At 70.5% G+C, this 20,727-nt stretch carries 24 protein-coding genes; 17 read left to right on the forward strand and 7 right to left on the reverse strand.

The window, feature by feature from the left end; genetic code table 11:
- Window positions 1-372 precede the first annotated feature (372 nt).
- From ACFYXH_RS38335 to ACFYXH_RS38380, 10 genes are all read left to right on the forward strand, one after another.
- Window positions 373-1,518, forward strand: a complete 1,146-nt coding sequence (locus tag ACFYXH_RS38335; protein ID WP_327322702.1) for a ParA family protein — start codon at window positions 373-375, stop codon at window positions 1,516-1,518.
- Window positions 1,503-2,114 (forward strand): hypothetical protein, encoded by a 612-nt coding sequence (locus ACFYXH_RS38340; RefSeq protein ID WP_389573348.1) that lies wholly within the window; start codon window positions 1,503-1,505, stop codon window positions 2,112-2,114. Before ACFYXH_RS38335 ends, ACFYXH_RS38340 begins: the two co-directional genes overlap by 16 nt.
- Window positions 2,115-2,417: 303 nt before the next feature.
- Window positions 2,418-3,677 carry a segregation and condensation protein A gene (locus ACFYXH_RS38345; RefSeq protein ID WP_389573497.1) on the forward strand — a complete coding sequence of 420 codons (1,260 nt, stop codon included), beginning with the start codon at window positions 2,418-2,420 and terminating at the stop codon, window positions 3,675-3,677.
- A 32-nt stretch (window positions 3,678-3,709) separates the two neighbouring features.
- Entirely contained in the window at window positions 3,710-4,276 is a 567-nt protein-coding gene (gene scpB, locus ACFYXH_RS38350; protein WP_362689817.1) for an SMC-Scp complex subunit ScpB, read from the forward strand.
- Entirely contained in the window at window positions 4,276-5,412 is a 1,137-nt protein-coding gene (locus ACFYXH_RS38355; RefSeq protein WP_385307087.1) for a pseudouridine synthase, read from the forward strand. The genes scpB and ACFYXH_RS38355 overlap by 1 nt, the downstream gene beginning before the upstream one ends.
- 126 nt (window positions 5,413-5,538) lie before the next feature.
- Window positions 5,539-6,192 (forward strand): nicotinamide riboside transporter PnuC, encoded by a 654-nt coding sequence (gene pnuC / locus ACFYXH_RS38360; protein WP_389573351.1) that lies wholly within the window; start codon window positions 5,539-5,541, stop codon window positions 6,190-6,192.
- Window positions 6,189-7,268, forward strand: coding sequence for an AAA family ATPase (locus ACFYXH_RS38365; RefSeq protein WP_389573354.1), 1,080 nt, complete (start codon window positions 6,189-6,191; stop codon window positions 7,266-7,268). The genes pnuC and ACFYXH_RS38365 overlap by 4 nt, the downstream gene beginning before the upstream one ends.
- Entirely contained in the window at window positions 7,265-7,987 is a 723-nt protein-coding gene (locus ACFYXH_RS38370) for an NUDIX domain-containing protein (protein ID WP_389573357.1), read from the forward strand. The genes ACFYXH_RS38365 and ACFYXH_RS38370 overlap by 4 nt, the downstream gene beginning before the upstream one ends.
- 5 nt (window positions 7,988-7,992) lie before the next feature.
- A complete protein-coding gene (locus ACFYXH_RS38375; RefSeq protein WP_389573500.1) occupies window positions 7,993-9,015 on the forward strand; it encodes an ADP-ribosylglycohydrolase family protein in 1,023 nt (340 codons plus the stop codon).
- 3 nt (window positions 9,016-9,018) lie between these two features.
- Entirely contained in the window at window positions 9,019-9,771 is a 753-nt protein-coding gene (locus tag ACFYXH_RS38380; RefSeq protein ID WP_389573360.1) for a DNA polymerase beta superfamily protein, read from the forward strand.
- Here the strand turns inward: ACFYXH_RS38380 and ACFYXH_RS38385 are convergent.
- The 5 genes from ACFYXH_RS38385 to ACFYXH_RS38405 form a co-directional block, all read right to left on the reverse strand.
- Window positions 9,703-10,452, reverse strand: a complete 750-nt coding sequence (locus ACFYXH_RS38385; protein ID WP_362689555.1) for a DNA polymerase beta superfamily protein — start codon at window positions 10,450-10,452, stop codon at window positions 9,703-9,705. The two genes, ACFYXH_RS38380 and ACFYXH_RS38385, sit on opposite strands and share 69 nt — an antisense overlap.
- A 23-nt stretch (window positions 10,453-10,475) precedes the next feature.
- On the reverse strand, window positions 10,476-10,931 hold the full coding sequence (locus ACFYXH_RS38390) for a Rieske (2Fe-2S) protein (RefSeq protein WP_389573363.1): 456 nt from the start codon (window positions 10,929-10,931) through the stop codon (window positions 10,476-10,478).
- Window positions 10,932-10,945: 14 nt separating this feature from the next.
- Window positions 10,946-11,551, reverse strand: coding sequence for a DUF6529 family protein (locus ACFYXH_RS38395; protein WP_389573366.1), 606 nt, complete (start codon window positions 11,549-11,551; stop codon window positions 10,946-10,948).
- Between the two features lie 8 nt (window positions 11,552-11,559).
- Entirely contained in the window at window positions 11,560-12,225 is a 666-nt protein-coding gene (locus ACFYXH_RS38400; protein WP_389573368.1) for a hypothetical protein, read from the reverse strand.
- Window positions 12,226-12,307: 82 nt separating this feature from the next.
- Window positions 12,308-12,640 (reverse strand): DUF952 domain-containing protein, encoded by a 333-nt coding sequence (locus tag ACFYXH_RS38405; RefSeq protein WP_389573371.1) that lies wholly within the window; start codon window positions 12,638-12,640, stop codon window positions 12,308-12,310.
- A 222-nt stretch (window positions 12,641-12,862) separates the two neighbouring features.
- Between ACFYXH_RS38405 and aroH the strand changes: the two genes are divergently transcribed.
- The 5 genes from aroH (at window position 12,863) to der (ending at window position 17,300) form a co-directional block, all read left to right on the forward strand.
- Window positions 12,863-13,225, forward strand: coding sequence for a chorismate mutase (gene aroH, locus ACFYXH_RS38410; protein ID WP_326648975.1), 363 nt, complete (start codon window positions 12,863-12,865; stop codon window positions 13,223-13,225).
- Window positions 13,222-14,307, forward strand: a complete 1,086-nt coding sequence (locus tag ACFYXH_RS38415; protein ID WP_389573375.1) for a prephenate dehydrogenase — start codon at window positions 13,222-13,224, stop codon at window positions 14,305-14,307. Before aroH ends, ACFYXH_RS38415 begins: the two co-directional genes overlap by 4 nt.
- Window positions 14,308-14,444: 137 nt before the next feature.
- Complete coding sequence (gene cmk, locus ACFYXH_RS38420) at window positions 14,445-15,128, forward strand: (d)CMP kinase (protein WP_389573379.1); 684 nt, start codon at window positions 14,445-14,447, stop codon at window positions 15,126-15,128.
- A gap of 53 nt (window positions 15,129-15,181) precedes the next feature.
- The gene (locus ACFYXH_RS38425; RefSeq protein WP_389573503.1) at window positions 15,182-15,769 is read left to right on the forward strand and encodes a lysophospholipid acyltransferase family protein; all 588 of its coding nucleotides are present in this window, start codon (window positions 15,182-15,184) and stop codon (window positions 15,767-15,769) included.
- A gap of 70 nt (window positions 15,770-15,839) precedes the next feature.
- A complete protein-coding gene (der, locus tag ACFYXH_RS38430; protein WP_362689576.1) occupies window positions 15,840-17,300 on the forward strand; it encodes a ribosome biogenesis GTPase Der in 1,461 nt (486 codons plus the stop codon).
- Window positions 17,301-17,379: 79 nt separating this feature from the next.
- Here the strand turns inward: der and ACFYXH_RS38435 are convergent, their stop codons facing one another.
- Both ACFYXH_RS38435 and ACFYXH_RS38440 read right to left on the reverse strand, forming a co-directional pair.
- A complete protein-coding gene (locus ACFYXH_RS38435) occupies window positions 17,380-17,721 on the reverse strand; it encodes a hypothetical protein (RefSeq protein WP_389573382.1) in 342 nt (113 codons plus the stop codon).
- Window positions 17,722-17,908: 187 nt separating this feature from the next.
- A complete protein-coding gene (locus ACFYXH_RS38440) occupies window positions 17,909-18,688 on the reverse strand; it encodes a hypothetical protein (RefSeq protein ID WP_327322685.1) in 780 nt (259 codons plus the stop codon).
- A gap of 531 nt (window positions 18,689-19,219) precedes the next feature.
- On the opposite strand from ACFYXH_RS38440, the gene ACFYXH_RS38445 reads away from it, so the two are divergent.
- Both ACFYXH_RS38445 and ACFYXH_RS38450 read left to right on the forward strand, forming a co-directional pair.
- Complete coding sequence (locus ACFYXH_RS38445) at window positions 19,220-19,882, forward strand: transglycosylase family protein (protein WP_389573385.1); 663 nt, start codon at window positions 19,220-19,222, stop codon at window positions 19,880-19,882.
- A 100-nt stretch (window positions 19,883-19,982) separates the two neighbouring features.
- Window positions 19,983-20,606 carry a transglycosylase family protein gene (locus ACFYXH_RS38450; RefSeq protein WP_389573388.1) on the forward strand — a complete coding sequence of 208 codons (624 nt, stop codon included), beginning with the start codon at window positions 19,983-19,985 and terminating at the stop codon, window positions 20,604-20,606.
- Window positions 20,607-20,727: the final 121 nt, after the last annotated feature.

Genomic DNA, 20,727 nt, shown 5'->3' on the forward strand with positions numbered 1-20,727 from the left:
GCGCCTCGTCAATATCGCGCCCACGGCCGGACCTTGCCGAGCAAGGTCCGGCCGGATGCGTATCCGCCCGCTTTGTGAGGCTCGCTCAACTCGCCTCGAACGTAACCCTTTAACCGTTTCGTGCACCCTCGAAACGTCCGGGCCAGGTCACGCCAAGAGTCCTGAGCACCCTTGACAGAAGGCTGTTCGGTTGCCGACACATCGAGCCGGGTCCGGCGGATTGTGTTGCTGCGGACCGGTGACACGCCATAGAGTCGCCAACCGTCGGCATGGTGCCACGCTGACCTATCGATAAGTTTCCTGGTCACGTCCAAGGAGGTAAGACGACTTGTGAATGAGTCGACATTTACTCCCGGGGGTGGTCAACCGGGAATGCCTGCGCGGGGCCAGGTCCCGTCAAGGGAACAGCCCGGGCTCGAGGCTGTCGGCTCCGTCGCTGTCCGAACCTTCGCGACACAACAGCACACGACGCACACGACGACAGCCCACACGATGAAGATGATGGACGGCCAACACGTGAACGCCATGGCCGGCAACGAGAGTGGCCGAGAGTCCACCCACTTCGCCGCCTACGAGGAAGTCCCCGAAGGGCACTTCTACGACCCCGATGCCGAGTACGAGCCCGACCCCGAGTATGCGGCCACCCTCGCCCCTGACGCCGCGCGTCAGCGCCGCGAGCGGATCGGCCCCACCGGGCGGCCCCTGCCGTACTTCCCGATCCCGGGCCCGCTGACCGATCACGGTCCCGCGAAGATCATCGCGATGTGCAACCAGAAGGGCGGCGTCGGCAAGACGACGTCGACCATCAACCTGGGCGCCGCGCTCGCGGAGTACGGACGGCGTGTGCTGCTCGTCGACTTCGACCCGCAGGGAGCCCTGTCGGTCGGCCTCGGCGTCAACCCGATGGAGCTCGACCTCACCGTCTACAACCTGCTCATGGAGCGGGGCATGTCGGCGGACGAGGTGCTGCTCAAGACCGCCGTGCCCAATATGGACCTGCTGCCGAGCAATATCGATCTCTCGGCCGCGGAAGTGCAGTTGGTGAGCGAGGTCGCGCGCGAGTCCACGCTGCAGCGTGCGCTGAAGCCGCTGCTGTCCGACTACGACTACATCGTGATCGACTGTCAGCCCTCGCTGGGCCTGCTCACGGTGAACGCGCTGACCGCGGCGCACAAGGTGATCGTGCCGCTCGAGTGCGAGTTCTTCGCGCTGCGCGGTGTGGCGCTGCTGACCGAGACGATCGAGAAGGTCCAGGAGCGGCTCAACCCCGACCTGGAGCTCGACGGAATCCTCGCCACGATGTACGACTCCCGTACGGTGCACAGCCGTGAGGTGCTGGCGCGGGTGGTCGAGGCCTTCGACGATCACGTCTACCACACGGTGATCGGCCGGACCGTGCGCTTCCCGGAGACCACGGTCGCCGGTGAGCCCATCACCACGTACGCATCGAACTCCGTCGGCGCCGCCGCGTACCGTCAGCTCGCCAGGGAGGTGCTCGCCCGGTGTCACGCCGAGTGAGTCTGCCCGGGGCCGACGAACTGTTCCGTACGACCGGGGGCATGGCACTTCAGTCGTCGTCCCCGCGGCGGCAGGCGAACGGCGAGGCGAGGGTGCCGGCGCCGGCGGGTGAGAGCGATCCGGTCGGGGAGGGGGCGGCTGAGGTGTCGTCCTCCGCGTCCTCGTCCTCCGCGGCTGCCTCTGCCTCTTCCTCGGAGGAGCACTCCGCGGCGGACGCGGACGGCCACGCGGAAGGACGCAGCCGGGGCGCGGAGGCCGACCGGGCCGCGTCGGCCGACGGTGCCAAGGGGCGCCGCCAGCAGGACGCTGCCGCGTCCGGAGCCGCCGCCGTGTCGCCGACCGGACAGACGCGCCGCCGGCAGCGTGGCGCGAACCGTCGGCCCAGTGGCCGTGAACGGCACGACGAGAAGATCACGGTCTACGTCTCGGCCGAGGAACTGATGGACCTCGAGCACGCGCGGCTGGTGCTGCGCGGTGAGCACGGGCTGGCCGTCGACCGCGGACGGATCGTTCGCGAAGCGGTGGCGGTGGTGCTGGCGGATCTCGAGCAGCGCGGCGACGCGAGCATTCTCGTGCGACGTCTGCGCGGCCGCTGACGGTAGCCTGCGCGCTGCCCTGCCTGCTCCTTTTGCCCCTGGACCGCGATGCCGCCGACCGACGACTCCACCCGCCCGCCCCGGCGCTCGCTGGGTCGCGGCCCCGGCACGGACCGCGGCGGGTCGCCTCCGCCTGCCGTACCGGCCCCCGAGCCGGGGGACGAGCGGCTGGAGCGGGGCGGTGCGGACGGGGAGCCGGCAGTGGTGGCGCCGGGGGAGGTTTTCCCCACCCCGCCCCTTCCCGCTGCCTCGACAGGCGGCTCCGCCGCCGGTGCGGACGAGGCCCCGGGACCGGGGCGCCCGCTGCGCGGTGACAATGGCGCGCCGGAGGGCCCTGCGGGCGCGTCCGTGGAGGCGGAGCCGGAGCCGGAGCTGCCCGCTCGGGCGGAGGCCACCGCGGTGGTGAGCGGGCCAGAGCTTGCCGCGCCGGAGGCCGGGGTGGCTGCTGCCGCGGGCGAGGGCGAGGGCGAGGCCCCGGGCCCTGGTCGCCTGTTTCACGGCGACGACGGTGGTTCCGGCGGGCCGGAGGCGGTGTTCCTGCCCGGGACGGTTTCGGAGCCGGGCGGGGGCGAGGCCCCGGGTCCTGGTCGCCAGTTTCACGACGACGACGATCGTCCCGGCGGGACCACGGTGGCGGAGTCGCCCGGCTCCTCCGTGGCGGCCGAGGCCGAGACCGCGCCGGAGGCCCCCGCGCCCACGGTTCCGGCAACCCCGCCCGCGGAGCCCGCGGCCGCGCCTCAGCCCCCCGACGACGGGCGGTTCAAAGTACGGCTCGCCAACTTCGAAGGGCCCTTCGACCTTCTCCTGCAGCTCATTTCCAAGCACAAGCTCGATGTGACCGAGGTCGCTCTCTCCAAGGTCACCGATGAGTTCATGGTGCATATCCGGGCCATGGGGCCCGACTGGGATCTCGATCAGACCACCGAGTTCCTCGTCGTCGCCGCCACGCTGCTCGATCTCAAGGCCGCGCGGCTGCTGCCCGCCGCCGAAGTGGAGGACGAGGCCGACCTCGCGTTGCTCGAGGCGCGCGATCTGCTCTTCGCGCGGCTGCTGCAGTACCGCGCGTACAAGCAGATCGCCGAGATCTTCAGCGCGCGGCTGGATGTGGAGGGCAAGCGCTACCCGAGGACCGTCGGGCTCGAGGACCACCACGCCGAGCTGCTGCCCGAGGTCGTCATCAGCATTGGGGCCGAAGGCTTCGCCAGGCTCGCTGTGAAGGCGATGCAGCCCCGGCCCAAGCCGCAGGTGTACATCGACCACATCCACGCGCCCCTCGTGTCCGTGCGCGAACAGGCCGAGGTGGTCGTCGCGCGGCTGCGGGAGGCCGGGGCGGTCAGCTTCCAGGAGCTCGCCGCCGACGCACCCGACACCCTCACCGTCGTCGCCCGCTTCCTCGCGCTGCTGGAGCTCTACCGCGAGAAGGCCGTCATCCTGGACCAGGAAGATGCCCTCGGCGAGCTGATGGTGCGCTGGACCGGCGGCGCGGGCGCGGAGCAGCCCCTGGTCACCGATGAATTCGATCAAGAGGTTCGCGAGAACCAGGAGCAGGAGGGGAACGCGTGAGTGATCTCAAGCCCGCGCTCGAAGCCGTTCTCATGGTCGTCGACGAGCCGGCCACCGAGGAGCACCTCGCCAAGGTCCTGGAGCAGCCGCGCAGGGCGGTCGCCGACGCGCTGCGGGAGCTCGCGGACGAGTACACCGTCCAGGGCCGAGGCTTCGAACTGCGGCTTGTCGCGGGCGGCTGGCGGTTCTACACGCGGGCGGAGTACGCCGACGCCGTCGAGCGCTTCGTTCTCGACGGGCAGCAGGCGCGGCTCACCCAGGCCGCCCTGGAGACCCTCGCGGTCGTCGCGTACCGGCAGCCGGTCAGCCGATCACGCGTCTCCGCCGTACGCGGAGTGAACTGCGACGGCGTCATGCGCACCCTCCTCCAGCGCGGTCTGGTCCAGGAGGCGGGCGCGGAACCTGAAACAGGTGCGATCCTGTACAGGACGACGAACTACTTTCTGGAGCGGATGGGCCTGCGAGGCCTGGACGAGCTCCCGGAGCTCGCGCCCTTCCTCCCCGAGGCGGAAGCGATCGAGGCCGAGACGCAAGAGGGTGTGCCGTCGTTCGATCCGGACGCACCGGACACCGACGCAGACGACAAGACGGAATTTTGATGCGAAGCAGCGGCAGGAACAGCGGAAGCGGCAACCGGGACTCCCGGGGCGCCGGCGGGAACCGGGACTCCCGGGGTGCCGGCGGCAGGGGGCGCGACGACAAGGGGCGCGACGACAAGCAGGAGCAGCGCCCCCGCCGCCCCCGGCCCGAGGAGCGCCGCTACGACGTCGGCGGCAGCCAGGGTTCCGAGGGCGGCAAGTCGGGCGGCCGCGGCGCGTCCGCCCGCGGCGGCGCCAAGGGCGGCCCGAAGACCCCGCAGGGCGGCGGCAGGGCCGGTGCTCCGCGTCGCGGCCCGCACGGCCAGCGCGAATCCCGTCCCCGTGAGCTCGACGCCAAGATCGAGCAGCGCAACCGCGACCGGTACGCCGACAAGCCGCAGGTCAAGACGCCCAAGACGTTTCCCGGGGCCGAGCAGGAGGGCGAGCGTCTGCAGAAGATCCTCGCCCGGGCCGGTATGGGTTCGCGCCGCGCGTGCGAGGAACTGATCGAGCAGGCCCGTGTCGAGGTCAACGGCGAGATCGTCCTTGAGCAGGGCAGGCGCGTCGACCCGCAGAAGGACGAGATCAAGGTGGACGGCCTGACGGTCGCCACGCAGTCGTACCTCTTCTTCGCGCTCAACAAGCCCGCCGGTGTCGTCTCCTCCATGGAGGACCCGGACGGTCGGCAGTGCCTGGGCGACTACGTCACCAACCGCGAGACCCGGCTCTTCCACGTCGGACGTCTCGACACGGAGACGGAGGGCATCATCCTGCTCACCAACCACGGTGAGCTCGCGCACCGCCTGACCCACCCCAAGTACGGCGTGAAGAAGACCTACCTCGCCGCGATCCAGGGACCGCTCCCGCGCGACCTGGGCAAGCGGCTCAAGGACGGCATCCAGCTCGAGGACGGCTACGCCCGCGCCGACCACTTCCGCGTCGTCGAGAACACCGGCAAGAACTACCTGGTGGAGGTCACCCTCCACGAGGGCCGGAAGCACATCGTCCGTCGCATGCTCGCCGAGGCCGGCTTCCCGGTCGACAAGCTCGTGCGGGTCAGCTTCGGCCCGATCGCCCTCGGCGACCAGAAGTCCGGCTGGCTGCGCCGGATGACCAACACCGAGGTCGGCATGCTGATGAAGGAAGTCGGCCTGTAGAGACCCCCGTTCACTGGGCGAAGCCCGCGGTCACCTCTGACCGCGGGCTTCTTGCATCTTGTGTGAACGGCCTTGTGGGACCGTTGGTTCACCTTTATAGTCAACATGACTATTAAGGAGGCGGGCGTGAGTCTCGCGGACATTCTCGAGCCCCTGCAGCAGCCGCTGTTCACCGTTCTCGACACCCCGGTGAGCTGGACCGAGGTCCTCGGCTTCGGCAGTGGTGCGCTCTGTGTCTGGCTCGTCGCCCGCCAGCACATCGCCAACTGGCCGATCGGCATCGCCAACAACCTCTTCTTCATCCTTCTCTTCACCCAGGCCCGCCTGTACGCCGACGCAGGCCTGCAAGTCGTCTTCATCACCCTCGCCGTGTACGGCTGGTGGACCTGGACCCACGGGGGTGGACCAGGTCCCGACGGACTACCGGTGCGGCGCACCACGCGCAGCGAGTGGACCTGGCTGCTCGCGGCGGGGGTGGTGGGGACTTTCGGGCTCACGCTCCTCCTCGACCGCGCCACCGACTCGAACGTCCCGTTCTGGGACGCGCTCACCACCGCCCTGTCGCTGATGGCGACGTACGGGCAGTGCCGAAAGCGCCTCGAGTCCTGGTGGCTGTGGATCGCGGCCGACGTGGTCTACATCCCGCTCTACGCGTACAAGGAGCTCTACCTCACCGCCCTGCTGTATGTCGGCTTCATGACGCTGTGCGTCATCGGACTGCGCAGCTGGTCGCGCGATCTGGCCGCGGAACAACGGGAGTTGGCGGAGGCGACCGCATGAAGACCCACCGGCACGGCCTGGTGCTCGGGAAGTTCTATCCGCCGCACGCCGGACACCACCATCTCGTACGGACCGCGGCCGACCGCTGCGAGCGGCTGACCGTCCTGGTCTGCGCCGCCTCGGTGGAGTCGATTCCGCTCGCCGACCGGGTGCGCTGGATGCGCGAGGTGCACCCGGACGTACGGGTCGTGGGCGCCGTCGACGACATCCACGTCGATCTGAACGACCCCGGCATCTGGGAGGCGCACATGGCCGTCTTCCGCGCCGCCGTCCCCGAGCCGGTCGACGCCGTCTTCACCTCGGAGCCGTACGGCCAGGAGCTCGGGCGGCGCTTCGGCGCCGAGTCCGTGTGCGTCGACCCCGACCGCACCGTCTTCCCGGTCTCCGGCACGGCCGTCCGCAAGGACCCCGTCGGCTGCTGGGACTTCCTGGAACCGCCCGTGCGCGCGGCGCTCGCCCGGCGAGTGGTCGTGCTCGGCGCCGAGTCCACGGGCACCACGACGATGGCGTGGGCGCTCGCCGAGCACTTCCGGCACCGCGGCGGCGTCTGGACGCAGACCCGCTATGTGCCGGAGTACGGACGGGAGTTCAGCGAGCACAAGCTCGCCGAGCTGCGCACCGGGCGGCCGGATGCGGGCTGGGAGGAGGTCGAGTTCACCTCGGAGGAGTTCCCGCTGATCGCCCGGCGGCAGACGGAACTGGAGGACGAGGCCGCCCGAGCAGGATCGCCGGTGCTGTTCTGCGACACCGACGCCTTCGCCACCACGATCTGGCACGAGCGCTATATGGGCGGCCCGAACGAGGAGGTGGCGCGGATCGCCGCGCGCGGACAGCAGCATCTGTGGCTGCTCACCGACCACCGCGGCGTCGGCTTCGAGGACGACGGCCTGCGCGACGGAGAGCATCTGCGACCCTGGATGACCGCCCGCTTCGCCGCACAACTGGCCCGCACCGGACGCCGGACCGTCGCGCTGACCGGCCCGCACGAGCAGCGGCTCGCCACCGCCGTCGCCGCTGTGGACGCGCTCCTCGACGAAGGCTGGGACCTCGCCGACCCCCTCCCGGAGAAACGATGATGAAGGGCTACGACGCGGGCGCCTTCCCGCCCTTCGCGGTCACCGTCGACCTCGCCGTTTTCACCGTCCGCGAGGGCCGGCTGCATGTCCTGCTCGTCGAGCGCGGCGAGGACCCGTACAAGGGCGCCTGGGCGCTGCCCGGCGGCTTCGTACGGCCCAAGGAGTCCGCCGGTCTCGCCGCGCGCCGTGAACTCGCCGAGGAGACCAGCCTGTCCCAGGACACCGTCGCCGGCCTCCACCTGGAGCAGCTGCGGACCTACAGCGATCCTGACCGCGATCCCCGGATGCGCGTCGTCTCCGTCGCGTACACCGCGCTCGTACCGGATCTGCCGGAGCCACGCGGCGGCGGCGACGCGGCTCGCGCTCAGTGGACGCCCCTCGACTCCGTCGGCCGGCTCGCCTTCGACCACGACCTGATCCTCGCCGACGCACACCACCGGATCGGCGCCAAGCTCGAGTACACCTGCCTCGCCACCACCTTCTGCCCGGCCGAGTTCACTCTCGGGGAGCTCCAGCAGGTCTACGAGACCGTCTGGGGCGTCGAACTCGACCGGCCCAACTTCCGGCGCAAGGTCCTCACCACGCCCGGCTTCGTCGAGGCAGTCGAGGGTCCGCCACGCCGCACCGGCGGCCGCGGGAAACCGGCCGCGCTGTACCGGGCGGGTGCCGCCTCCGCCCTGCACCCTCCACTCCTGCGACCGGAAGGACGGCACTCATGACCACCATGAAGACCACGAGGACCATCACCAAACAGGCGGCCACCGGCTCGTTGATCGGGCTCGCGCTCGGGGACGCTCTCGGCTTCCCGACCGAGTTCAACGATGTGCCGCAGATCCTCACGAAATTCGGGCCGTGGCGCGGGATGAACCTCCCCAAGCCCGCGATCGTCACGGACGACACCCAGATGACGCTCGCCCTGGCGCGCGGCATACGCACCGCGATGGACCGCGGACTGCTCGTCTCCTCCCGGCTGACCCGGCCGGTGCGCGAGGAGTTCGTCGACTGGTACCACTCCCCGGAGAACAACCGCGCGCCCGGTCGGACCTGTCTGGTCGCCTGCCAGAAGCTCGACAGCGACCTCCCCTGGCAGGAGGCCAGCCAGATCGGCTCCAAGGGCTGCGGCGCCAATATGCGGGTCGCGCCGGTCGGACTCGTACCGGGGCTGAGCGAGGAACAGCGGGCGGGCGCCGCGCAGTTGCAGGCAGCGCTCACCCACGGCCACCCCACCGCGCTGGCTGCGAGTGACCTCACGGCCCGCGCCGTGTTCCTGCTGGCGCAGGGCGCGGAGCCGATGGGGCTGGTCGGACAGCTGCGCTCGTACGCGTACGAGAACCGCAGCCGCTACTACCACCACTGGCTGGGCAATCTGTGGACCTACTCGCACGACCCGACGCCCGAGGCGTTCATCGCACGCGGCTGGGACGAGTGCCTGCAGGTCCTGGAACGGCTCGCCACCACGCTGCGCGACCCGCAGCCGGAGGTCGACCCCTGCCTGGCGACGGGCGACGGCTGGATCGCCGAGGAGGCGCTCGCCACCGCCCTGCTCTGCTTCCTGATGTTCCCCGAGGAGCCGGTGACGGTCCTGCGCAGGGCCGCCTGCACCAGAGGCGACTCGGACTCGATCGCCTGCCTCGCCGGCGCGTTCGCCGGGGCGCACCTGGGAGCCGGCGCCTGGCCCAAGGAGTGGTCCGAGCGGATCGAGTACCGCAGCGATCTGATGTCGCTGGCAGCCCTCTGGGACGCTTGATCCATGACTGATCCGCTGGACATGGAACTCGGCCCCGTCGTCGCCGAACAGCCCGACCCGCTCCTGTTCGCCACCGTCTCCGGGGCGCATCTGTACGGATTCCCGTCCCGGGATTCGGACGTGGACCTGCGCGGGATCCATCTGCTGCCCGTGGCGGAGCTACTGGGGCTGAAGGAACCGGAGGAGACCCGGTCCCGGATGTGGGACCGGGACGGCGTCGAGATGGATCTGGTCACGCATGACGTACGGAAGTTCGTACGGCTGATGCTGCGGCGCAACGGATACGTACTGGAACAGCTGCTGTCGCCGCTGGTGGTGCACACATCGGACGCCCATACGGAGCTGGCGGAGCTCGCCCCGGGCGTGCTCACCAACCACCACGCCCACCACTACCGGGGGTTCGCGAACACCCAGTGGCGGCTCTTCGAGAAGACCGGCGAGCTCAAACCGCTGCTCTACACCTTCCGCGCGCTGCTCACCGGTATTCATCTGATGCGCAGCGGCGAGGTGCAGGCGCATCTGCCCACGCTGCTCGGGGAGGTCGACGCCCCGGGCTATCTGCCCGGCCTGATCGCGGCCAAGGCGGACGCCGAACACGGCCCGGCGTCGGGGGCCGGCCCAGCAGACGCGCGCGCCGATGTGGACGCGCTGCACGCCGTACTCGACGAGGCTCGGCTGACCTCGCGGCTACCCGACGAGCCCACCGCCTACGAAGCCCTGCGCGACTTCGTCGTCCGCGTACGCCTGGAGGGCTGAGGTCCTGCGCGTACGGAACAGGAAGTCCTCGACCCGGGCCCGGTCCGGCTCGGGCGGCAGCGGGGAGCCCGGCGCCGCGGCGTCGGCCTCATCGGCGAGGCGTGTCATCCACGCCTCGACCCGCGGCCACGGCACCTCGCCCCGTTTGACCTCGAGCAGCCGCTCCCGGTCGGCGCCGACGTCGATCACCAGCTCGCCCGTACGCAGCAGATCACGGCAGCTGCCAAGGAGACGCAGCAGATGCATGGCGTGCTTCCAGCGCGGGGCGCCGTGTCGGCGGACGTCCGCCGCCAGCTTCTTGCGCTGGCCGTCCGCGTAGCGCACGAAGGTCTGGTGGGCGGCGCGGGAGAGAAACGCACCGCGCAGGGCGAGCAGTTCACGGCCGGTGTCGTCGATGTGTTCGACGAGCGGGGAGTGCAGGCACTCGAGGACGTTCGGGTTGGCGCGCAGTGCGAGCTCCAGGAAGCGTTCCAGCTCCCAGGAGAACTGCTCGTCGGCCGGTCCCTCGATGTGGGTCGGGGGCTTGTCGAAGCGCCAGTAGAGCGGGGCCGGGGCGAGGAAGATCCCGCGGCGGTCGGTGTCGCTGCCGTCCGTGGCCAGCCCGAAGGCGCGCGACCCCATCACGCAGGAGTAGATCGTGCGGTCGCGTACGAGTGCTGCGGGGGCCGGTTCGGGAGGCATGCGCGAGAGGGTACGTGAGCAGGCTAGGTCAGCATGATGGTGTCCCCGGAAACGGTGATCTGCTTCGGCGGCAGCGGCCTGGGCGCGGGGCCGTCGACGACGGAGGCGTTCTCGATGCTGAACTTGCTGCCGTGGCAGGGGCAGTCGATGGTGCCGTCCGCGACCTTGTTGACCGTGCAGCCCTGATGGGTGCAGATGGCCGAGAAGGCCTTGAAGTCGCCCGACGTCGGCTGCGTCACGACGACCTTCTGGTCGCCGAAGATCTTTCCGCCGCCGACCGGGATGACGGAGGTCTTGGCGAGCTCCTCGCCGGCCGCAGGTGCCGGGCTGTTCTGCGGCTCGCCGGTCTTCGGCGCTGCGGGCGTCGGCTGCTCGGAGGCGGAACCGCCGCCCTCGTCGCCGTATTTGCTGCAGCCGGTCACCAGCGCGGCGGCGCCCGCCGCGCCCACCGCCAGCACCGTACGTCGCGGAGTCTCCATGGCCGTATGTCTCCCTATGTCGTGACCCCGATCGTGCGGAAGAACCACAGCGCCGAGGTCAGCCAGATCACCGTGAGCGCCGTGAAGGCGGCTCCGCCGACGACCGGCAGCAGCCAGCCAGGCAGCCGTTCCGCTCGCAGCAGGAGCATCTTGGCGCTGAAAACGCCGAAGAAGAAGCAACCCAGCAGCGAGTGCCACATAACGCGCGTGCTGTACGTCTGATAGCCCAGTCCGTACAGGCAGTGGACGGCGACGGGCACGGCGAGCAGAAAGGCGATCCGGCCCGACCAGCGGTGCAGTGCGGGGGTCCAGGAGGCGGCGCGTACGCCCGGCAGCCTGCCGTACATCGCCAACGCCGAGCCGACCTGGACGACGGCGAAGGCGAGGGCCGCCGTGCCCAGCCAGGACTTGACCGCCCCGGTGCTGCTGAAACCGGCGAGGTTGAAGGCCGTGCCCGCCGGATCGTGCACCTTTCCGTACGCCCCGAGGCCGACCGCGACCGCGGCGGCGACGAGAGCGGGGACGAGGAAGCGTGCGGCCCCCGGGCCCGCGTGGTTGTTCGGGCTCGCCGGGAACGAGGCGGTGCGGGCGTTGGGGTCGACGGGGGGACCGAAACTCATGACGCACCTCAGGGGACGACGGGGCGGGCGGTGAGCCGGGTGCCGTCCACCACGACGGCGCCGGATGCGGGGTCGATCCGGGGCGCGGCGGCGGGCTTGCCGTCGCGGTTGAGGATTCCGACCTGGCGGCCGTCCGGCAGGACGATCCAGCCGCCGTCGATCTTCGCGCCGCGCACCTCGGCGGTGGAGCGGTACAGGCCGGACGGCCTGACCGCCTTGGCGGCGGAGAACTGCCAGGTCCGGTCCCGGATTTCGACCGTACCGTCGATCTTCCCGGCGCGCAGAACGCCGTCGAGGCGGGCGCCGTTCTCGCCGGTCAGCCGCATGCTGCCGTCGTCCTCGACATCGCCCTTCAGCCAGGACTCCTGGCTCCTGCCGTCACAGAAGTACCCGATCGCTTTTCCGTCGCGGACGGATACGGAGACGGCGGCGGTGTCGTCGGCCGTACGGCCCGCGTAGGCGGAGTCGGGCGCCGGGGTCGGCGTGGGGGAGGGGGCCGCGGGCGGCGTCGTGCTCGTGGCGGGTGTGGATGCGGGAGCGGTCGGCGTCGGTGTCGCTGTGGCCCCGTCGTACGAGGACTTGACCTTCGTCCCCGTCGTGGCGTTGAGCGAGAGCATGAAAATGCCCAGCAACAGCCCGGCCAGCAGTGTGAACAGAGGTCCTGAGGGCTTCATGGGCGGCCTTCCCCGGTGGGCAGGGCATGCGCAGACCACCATGCAACTGCACCCGCAGCGCCGCGTCCAGTCGTACGCCGCTTCACGCCCAGGGCGTGAGCTCCCGCGCGTGGCCGTCCGTGTCCCGGCGCACCGCGAGCACTCCGGTGACGGCCGCCCGCTCGATCGGCCCGTACACATGCGGGAAGAGCATGTCCTCGGAACCCTCCCAGCGGACCTCGGAGCCGAGCGCGGCCTCGTCGATCAGAAGCACCAGCAGGTCGGGCAGGTCGCGGAACGGGCCGTTGGCGATGGCGAGTGCGGCCGGCCCGTCGGGCGAGCAGTGCACAAAGCCGTCGGTGGTCAGCGAGGCCGGGGCGTACGGACGGTCCACGTCCGCCGTCCACTCGTCCACGGGTACGACATGAAAGAGCATGCCGTCAGTTGTAGCGCAGGGCCGTCGGGCGCCGGTTCGCCCAAGTGGCGGTGCGGTCCGTTTTTCCTCAAGCAGCAGCGGGTCCGACGTACGGACCTACGGAGGTACGCGCCTGCCGGCGGCGGCCGCCCTCTCCGGACGTCTCGGAGGGCGGTCGCCGCGGCCGTGTGTCCCGGCACCTGACTACGCTGAATGGAGCACTCGCACATTAAGGAGCACGACGTGGCGGTACGAGCGGTCCGTGGAGCCGTCCAGCTGGAACGGGATGAGGCCGGACACATGGACGAGCAGGTCAGCGAGCTGCTCACCGCCATCCTGGAGCGGAACGGACTCGGCGCGGACGATCTCATCAGCGTCTGGTTCACGGCCACACCCGATCTGCACAGCGACTTCCCGGCAGCCGCCGCGCGCAAGCTCGGCATCGTCGACGTACCGCTGATCTGCGCGCAGGAGCTGGACATCGTCGGAGCCATGCCGCGCGTCGTACGGATACTCGCGCACGTGGAGTCCGAGCTGCCCAAGTCAGAGATCGCGCATGTGTACCTCGGTGCCGCGGCCGCCCTCCGCAAGGACATCGCTCAGTGAGAACCGCCGTCGTCATCGGAACCGGCTTGATCGGCACGTCCGCGGCCCTCGCTCTGGCGAGCCGGGGGGTCGCCGTCCACCTCGCCGACCACGACCCGGAGCGGGCCCGCACCGCTGCCGCACTCGGCGCCGGGACGGACCAGCCGCCGGAGGGACGGGTCGACCTGGCGATCGTCGCCGTACCGCCGGCGCATGTCGCCACCGCGCTCGCCGAAGCGATGCGCAGCGGGATCGCCCGCGGCTACCTCGACGTGGCGAGTGTGAAGGGCGGGCCGCGCCGCGAGCTGGAGGCGCTCGGCCTCGACCTGAGCGGCTACATCGGTACGCATCCCATGGCGGGCAAGGAGCGCTCGGGCCCGCTCGCGGGCACGGCGGACCTGTTCGAGGGCCGCCCATGGGTGCTCACGCCCACGCGCGACACGGACACCGAGGTCCTCAACCTCGCCCTCGAGCTGGTGGCGCTCTGCCGTGCCGTCCCGGTGGTCATGGACGCCGACGCGCACGACCGGGCGGTCGCCCTGGTCTCCCACACCCCTCAGCTGATCTCCTCGATGGTCGCGGCGCGTCTTGAGGAGGCGGACGACACGGCAGTACGGCTCTGTGGCCAGGGCATCCGCGACGTCACACGGATCGCGGCCTCCGACCCCCGGATGTGGGTCGAGATCCTCTCGGCGAACCCGGGCCCGGTGGCCGATGTGCTGGCCGGGGTCGCGGCGGACCTGGACGAGACGGTCCAGGCGCTGCGGGCCCTGCAGTCCTCGGACCAGTCCAAGCGCCAGGGCGGCGCGGAGGGCATCGAGGACGTCCTGCGCCGCGGCAACGCGGGCCGGGTCCGAGTCCCCGGCAAGCACGGCCAGGCCCCGACGTCGTACGAGATCGTGGCGGTCCTGATCAGCGACCAGCCGGGGGAGCTGGCCCGTATCTTCGCGGACGCCGGCCGCGCGGGCGTGAACATCGAGGACGTCCGTATCGAGCATGCGACGGGCCAGCAGGCGGGCCTGGTGCAATTGATGGTGGAGCCGACGGCGGCGACGGTCCTCACGGCATCCCTGCGGGAGAGGGGCTGGTCGATCCGGCAGTAGTGGTCGACCTGGTACCGACCGGCGCACAGGTGCTGCCTACGGCTCCGCCATCCGTGTGTCAGGACGGTGCTGAGTACTCGGTAACCTTGTGCAGGGTCCCTTGGCATTTCCGCCGGCCCACCCCGCGTACCAGGAAGGTGTCCGACACCGTGGAATCCGTGATCGTCGCCATCGATGGCCCCTCCGGCACGGGCAAGTCGAGCACCTCCAAGGCCGTCGCCGCCGCTCTGGGGCTGAGCTACCTGGACACCGGTGCGCAGTACCGGGCGATCACCTGGTGGATGATCAGCAACGGCGTCGATGTGCAGGACGCCGCCGCGGTCGCCACCGCCGCCGCCAAGCCCGCCATCGTCTCCGGCACCGACCCCGCCGCCCCGGCCATCACCGTCGACGGCGTGGACGCCGCCGGGCCGATCCGCACCCAGGACGTCACCTCCAAGGTGAGCGCCGTCAGCGCCGTCCCCGAGGTGCGGGCCCGGATCACCGAGCTGCAGCGTTCCATCGCCGCGGCCGCCGAGAAGGGCATCGTCGTCGAGGGACGCGACATCGGCACCACGGTCCTGCCCGACGCGGACCTGAAGATCTTCCTGACCGCTTCGCCGGAGGCCCGCGCCGCCCGCCGGTCCGGCGAGCTGAAGGGCTCCGACGTCGCGGCCACCAGGGAAGCCCTGATCAAGCGGGACGCGGCCGACTCCAGCCGTAAGACCTCGCCGCTCGCCAAGGCGGACGACGCGGTCGAGGTGGACACCACCGACCTGACCCTGCAGCAGGTCGTCGAGTGCGTCGTCACCCTTGTCGAGGAGAAGCGGGCCGCCCGGTGACAGCACCGTCCGAGAAGGGCGCGGCGGTCGGCCGGGGTATCGGCATCGGGCTGATGTACGGGCTGTGGAAGCCGCGGGTGCTGGGCGCCTGGCGGGTTCCGGCGGCCGGTCCGGTGATCCTCGCGGTGAACCACTCGCACAACATCGACGGGCCGATGCTCATGGGCACCGCCCCCCGTCCCGTGCACTTCCTGATCAAGAAGGAGGCGTTCGTCGGTCCCCTCGACCCGTTCCTGCTGGGAATCGGTCAGCTCAAAGTGGATCGTACGACCGCCGACCGCACCGCCATCACCAACGCGCTGAGCGTGCTGGAGAACGGCGGAGTCCTCGGTATCTTCCCCGAGGGCACCAGGGGCGAAGGCGACTTCGCCTCGCTCCGCGCCGGGCTCGCCTATTTCGCGGTACGCAGCGGGGCGCCGATCGTCCCGGTGGCGGTGCTGGGAAGCACCGAGCGCCGCGGACGGTTGATAAAGGCGCTGCCCGCGCTGCGCAGCAAGGTCGACGTCGTCTTCGGCGAGGCCTTCGAAGCGGGAGACGGCAGCGGTCGGCGCACCCGCAAGGCGCTGGACGACGCCACCGTACGGATCCAGGAGCGGCTGACCGTCCACCTGGAAAACGCCAAGCGTCTCACCGGGCGCTAGGTAAGACTTGAGTAGTGGACCGCGCGATCGCGGGGCCATCGATGATGCAACGTAACGAGGTACGGACTTCATGAACGACCAGATCCACTCCGGCGACGAGCACGGGGAGCTTGGCGACGCCGAGTACGCGGAGTTCATGGAGCTCGCCGCGGAAGAGGGCTTCGATGTCGACGACGTCGAGAACGCGATCGGCGAGGCCGGTCACGGCCCGCTGCCCGTCCTCGCCGTCGTCGGCCGCCCCAATGTCGGAAAATCGACCTTGGTGAACCGCATCATCGGCCGCCGCGAGGCCGTCGTCGAGGACAAGCCCGGCGTCACCCGCGACCGCGTCACCTACGAGGCCGAGTGGGCGGGCCGCCGCTTCAAGGTCGTCGACACCGGCGGCTGGGAGCAGGACGTCCTCGGCATCGACGCCTCCGTCGCCGCCCAGGCCGAGTACGCGATCGAGGCCGCCGACGCGGTCGTCTTCGTCGTGGACTCCACCGTCGGCGCCACCGACACCGACGAGGCCGTCGTCAAGCTGCTGCGCCGGGCCGGCAAGCCCGTCGTGCTCTGCGCCAACAAGGTCGACGGGCCGAGCGGCGAGGCGGACGCGACCGCCTTGTGGTCGCTCGGTCTCGGCCAGCCGCACCCCGTCTCCTCGCTGCACGGCCGCGGTACGGGCGACATGCTCGACGCCGTCCTGGAGGCGCTGCCCGAGGCCCCGGCCCAGACCTTCGGCAACGCCGTCGGCGGTCCGCGCCGTATCGCCCTGATCGGCCGCCCGAACGTCGGCAAGTCCTCGCTGCTGAACAAGGTGGCCAACGAGGACCGGGTCGTCGTCAACGAGATCGCCGGCACCACCCGTGACCCGGTCGACGAGCTGATCGAACTCGGCGGTATCACCTGGAAGTTCGTCGACACGGCGGGCATCCGCCGTCGCGTCCACCTCCAGGAGGGCGCGGACTACTACGCCTCGCTGCGTACCGCCGCCGCCGTGGAGAAGGCGGAGGTCGCGGTCGTACTGATCGACGCGACCGAGTCCATCAGCGTCCAGGACCAGCGGATCATCACCATGGCCGTCGAGGCGGGCCGCGCGATGGTCGTCGCGTTCAACAAGTGGGACAACCTCGACGAGGAGCGCCGCTACTACCTCGAGCGCGAGATCGAGACCGAGCTCGGGCAGATCGCCTGGGCGCCGCGGGTCAATGTCTCCGCCCGTACCGGCCGCCACATGGAGAAGCTGGTCCCGGCGATCGAGACGGCGCTGGCGGGCTGGGAGACCCGGGTCCCCACCGGTCGCCTCAACGCCTTCCTCGGCGAGATCGTCGCCTCGCACCCGCACCCAATCCGCGGTGGCAAGCAGCCCCGCATCCTCTTCGGCACGCAGGCCGGCACCAAGCCGCCGCGGTTCGTGCTCTTCGCCTCCGGCTTCCTGGAGCACGGCTACCGGCGCTTCGTCGAGCGCCGGCTGCGTGAGGAGTTCGGCTTCGAGGGCACCCCGATCCACATCTCGGTTCGGGTGCGCGAGAAGCGCGGCCGCAAGAAGTGACGTAACGACGTGGCGCTGCCCCGGACCGGCGAACGGTCCGGGGCAGCGCCATATGGTCTCTCGCGATGCTCTCTCGCGGTCACAGACCTCTGCGGGGTGCCGGTGGCAGCGCCGCCGGCTTGTGCATACCGCTGTGCGGACGGACCCCGGGATACGACTGCCAGGTCCCGGGGTGGACCGTATGGCCCGGATGACCTGCGGGGCCGCCGTGGCTGCTGTGCGGCCCCGTGCCGAAGGCCCTGAAGTCGAGATCCTCCTCCCCGCTCCGGTCGCCCGGGAAGGCCCGGAACGCCCTGCGGTACTCGGAGTACAGCGCGTCGTAGATCGGCGTGGGCGAGTGGCCCACCGGTCCGTCGCTCGCGGGGCGCATGGAGGGGATCTGGCTCTGGTACGGCTGGCGGGAGGGGTCGTATGAGTGCACGTACCTGCAACGACCTCGCCGTCGGACGGATGCGGTCTCGGCGGAGCCGGATTCTTCCGGGGGACGGTACAAACCGGATTCTTCCGGGGGACGGTACAAAGACGTGCGCCGGGTGTACGTTTCCGTACTCCCGGCGTATGTCGCGCGCTCCGTCAGTCGTTCCTCAGGTGCCTGCTCAGGTGCCTGCTCAGGTGCCCGCGAGCGGCATGGCCGCGGCGACCAGCCGGCCGCCGGCCGCCGCCTTCTCCAGCGCCGCACGCAGCAGGTCCTCGCGGGGCTGCTGGCCGATGGAGCCCACCGGCGCGGCGAAGACCAGGACCGTGTGCGACTTGTTGGCGGCCGCACGCCAGCCGTCCGTGACCTGCAGCGGCTGATGGGCCTGCCACCAGGCGACCGGGCTGCCGCCGCCGGTGCCGGGCTGGAGCACGGCGTGCAGCTGGCCCATGGCGACCAGGACGGACCAGCCGGGCAGTTGATTGGGCCGCTGGTTCACGTCGGCGATCGGCAGGAAGCCCTGTTCGATGAGGAGCGGGAGGAAGTCGTCGCCGCCGCTGCCGGTCGTGCCGGGGCGGGCGATGGGCGCGGTCGGTTCGACGACCAGGGCCGGGTGCAGTTCGCCCTCGATCAGTACCAGTCCGCTGGTGATGCCGAGGACGGCCTGTTTGGGACCGGCGCCGGGGATCTGCTGCTCCTCGCCGGTGATGGACCGTACCGCGCCCAGCAGTTGGTCCTCGGCGACCTGGACGACCTGTGAGGGGATGCAGGAGGCGTGGGCGAAGGCGAGAACGGCGGTCTCGTCGCCGACGAACAGCACTGTGCTGGTGCGTTCCTGCTCGGAGTCGCCCGGGGTGCGGCAGGAGGTGCAGTCGTAGCTGCCCGGGCTGTTCCTGCCGGCGAGCAGCCGGTCGGCCTCTTCGTCGCCGATCTCGGCGCGTACGTCCTCGCTGACGTCGAGCATGCGCGGCACGGGTGGCTCCTCGAACTTGAGCGGACTTGATACGTGCGCCGGGCGGTTCCCGGCTCGTCATGAGCTCAACGGGTGATCTGTGGCCGGAGTCACGCGCGAGAAGGAACGGAATCGCACCATCCAACGCAAGCGGTGATGTGGCGGCCGGAATTGGTTACTCCATGTCAATAGCTGCTGAGTGCATGGAAGTTGGCGCGGTGAACCGAGTCACAGATCAGTTCACCGGCAGTTCGACAAATCATGAAATCAACGAATCAAGTGGGGGGCCGGACATTGCCGGTACTGCGAGTAACAGGCAACTGGCCTGGAATGACAAGGGATTGGTTGATACCAGAGGGTTGACCTCTCTAGATTCCTCCGCCGTGTGCAGAGAGCACCGCCCGGGACAACCCGCCGGGCCGTACAGCCAGTACGGCACAGAAGCAGCACAGCACGACCACCTCAGGCGGGTGAGGCGGAGCGGACAAGGGCGCCGGATGCGCCGAAGTCCGCACCGCCCCGAGGGACCCCGGGTCCTTCGAGAGGGATTTGATGTTCACGAGTTCCCGTTCCATACGCAGGCGTGACACAGCAGCGCTCGTAGGTGCCGCACTGGTGGCACCGCTGGCACTGCTCGCCTCCACGGGCGAGGCCCGGGCGGCGGACAACGGAGTATGGGACCGCATCGCATCGTGCGAGAGCGGCGGAAACTGGCACATCAACACAGGCAACGGCTACTACGGCGGGCTGCAGTTCTCCGCCGGCACCTGGCGCGCCTACGGTGGCGGGGCGTACGCGTCCACCGCCGACAAGGCGAGCAAGGGGCAGCAGATCGCAGTCGCCGCGAAGGTCCAGCGGGCGCAGGGCTGGGGCGCATGGCCCACCTGCGCGGCGCGGGCCGGCGCGTACGGCACTGCACCGGCGGCATCCGAGGCCGCCGCTCCCAAGGCTCACACCAACGCCAAGACCAAGGCCAAGGTCAGGACCAAGGCCGACGTCCAGGCCGAGGCTCCGGCAAAGGCGCCGGAGCGGGCATCGAACCACACCGGCCGCGGCAGCGCCCGCGGCGGCGACTACACCGTCCGCCGCGGCGACACCCTGAGCGGGATCGCCGCCGCGCACGGCGCGGACTGGCGCGTCCTGTACGCCGCCAACAAGACCGTCATCGGCGGTGATCCGAACCTCATCGTGCCCGGGCAGAAGCTCGCTCTCTGAGGCACCCTTCGGCAGCCCCGCCCGGGTCCGACCGGGTGGGGCTGCCTGCCGTCGCGCGCGGCACCCGCTCTCGCCGTGCCGCGCTGCCTAGCGTGACCCGATGCCGAAGATCAGCTTTTGGCCCGCGGCGCTGGTGGCCCTGCTGCTGGCGCTCGTCCCGTTGCGCGGTGCGTACGCCGCGCCCCGCCTTCCACCGCCGCCCGCCCCCGGCAGTCCCGGTATCGGCAGCCCCGGCGCAGACGTCGGGCCACCCGACTGTGCCGCCAGTGGCTGGCCCTGGAGCTGCCTCGCCGAGTGCGAGGGCGGCGGAGACTGGCACATCAACACAGGCAACGGCTATTACGGCGGGCTGCAGTTCTGGCAGTCCACCTGGGTGAAGTACGGCGGACTCGTGTACGCGCCGCGCGCCGACCTCGCCACCCGCGAGGAGCAGATCGAGGTGGCGCAGGAGGTGCTGCGTATGCAGGGCTGGGGCGCCTGGCCCGCCTGCTCCAGGAAGTACGGGCTCAGCGGCCGGGTCCATACGGTCGAGCCGGGCGACACCCTCTTCGCGATCGCCACGCGCTACCGGATCACGGGTGGCTGGCAGGCCCTCTACACGGCCAACAAGAAGCTGATCGGGAGCTCTCCGGACCGGCTCAAGGCAGACACGATGCTGGTCATTCCGGCATCGGCAGCTCGGCGGGCTCTCCGCCCGTCTCATCCGGCAGGGCCTGACGGCTGAGGGCTACCGCGTCGTCAGCGAACGGACCGACTTCGCCCTTCCGAATTTGCGTGCGGTCGCCGCCGACCTCGAACCACCGCGGTACTGGCCGAGCTTCCCAAGACCGCCGCACCTGTCCGTC

This window comes from Streptomyces sp. NPDC002730 (assembly GCF_042888805.1).
Taxonomy (GTDB): domain Bacteria; phylum Actinomycetota; class Actinomycetes; order Streptomycetales; family Streptomycetaceae; genus Streptomyces.

What these genes read in the sequence shown, in the direction of transcription:
- ACFYXH_RS38400 (WP_389573368.1), bottom strand. Translation starts at nt 12,225, where the DNA reads ATGAAGCCCTCAGGACCTCTGTTCACACTGCTGGCCGGGCTGTTGCTG.
- ACFYXH_RS38405 (WP_389573371.1), bottom strand. Translation starts at nt 12,640, where the DNA reads ATGCTCTTTCATGTCGTACCCGTGGACGAGTGGACGGCGGACGTGGAC.
- ACFYXH_RS38335 (WP_327322702.1), top strand. Translation starts at nt 373, where the DNA reads ATGCCTGCGCGGGGCCAGGTCCCGTCAAGGGAACAGCCCGGGCTCGAG.
- ACFYXH_RS38395 (WP_389573366.1), bottom strand. Translation starts at nt 11,551, where the DNA reads ATGAGTTTCGGTCCCCCCGTCGACCCCAACGCCCGCACCGCCTCGTTC.
- ACFYXH_RS38445 (WP_389573385.1), top strand. Translation starts at nt 19,220, where the DNA reads ATGTTCACGAGTTCCCGTTCCATACGCAGGCGTGACACAGCAGCGCTC.
- scpB (WP_362689817.1), top strand. Translation starts at nt 3,710, where the DNA reads ATGGTCGTCGACGAGCCGGCCACCGAGGAGCACCTCGCCAAGGTCCTG.
- ACFYXH_RS38355 (WP_385307087.1), top strand. Translation starts at nt 4,276, where the DNA reads ATGCGAAGCAGCGGCAGGAACAGCGGAAGCGGCAACCGGGACTCCCGG.
- ACFYXH_RS38385 (WP_362689555.1), bottom strand. Translation starts at nt 10,452, where the DNA reads ATGCCTCCCGAACCGGCCCCCGCAGCACTCGTACGCGACCGCACGATC.
- ACFYXH_RS38380 (WP_389573360.1), top strand. Translation starts at nt 9,019, where the DNA reads ATGACTGATCCGCTGGACATGGAACTCGGCCCCGTCGTCGCCGAACAG.
- ACFYXH_RS38365 (WP_389573354.1), top strand. Translation starts at nt 6,189, where the DNA reads ATGAAGACCCACCGGCACGGCCTGGTGCTCGGGAAGTTCTATCCGCCG.
- ACFYXH_RS38450 (WP_389573388.1), top strand. Translation starts at nt 19,983, where the DNA reads ATGCCGAAGATCAGCTTTTGGCCCGCGGCGCTGGTGGCCCTGCTGCTG.
- der (WP_362689576.1), top strand. Translation starts at nt 15,840, where the DNA reads ATGAACGACCAGATCCACTCCGGCGACGAGCACGGGGAGCTTGGCGAC.
- ACFYXH_RS38375 (WP_389573500.1), top strand. Translation starts at nt 7,993, where the DNA reads ATGAAGACCACGAGGACCATCACCAAACAGGCGGCCACCGGCTCGTTG.
- ACFYXH_RS38370 (WP_389573357.1), top strand. Translation starts at nt 7,265, where the DNA reads ATGATGAAGGGCTACGACGCGGGCGCCTTCCCGCCCTTCGCGGTCACC.
- ACFYXH_RS38390 (WP_389573363.1), bottom strand. Translation starts at nt 10,931, where the DNA reads ATGGAGACTCCGCGACGTACGGTGCTGGCGGTGGGCGCGGCGGGCGCC.
- ACFYXH_RS38425 (WP_389573503.1), top strand. Translation starts at nt 15,182, where the DNA reads ATGTACGGGCTGTGGAAGCCGCGGGTGCTGGGCGCCTGGCGGGTTCCG.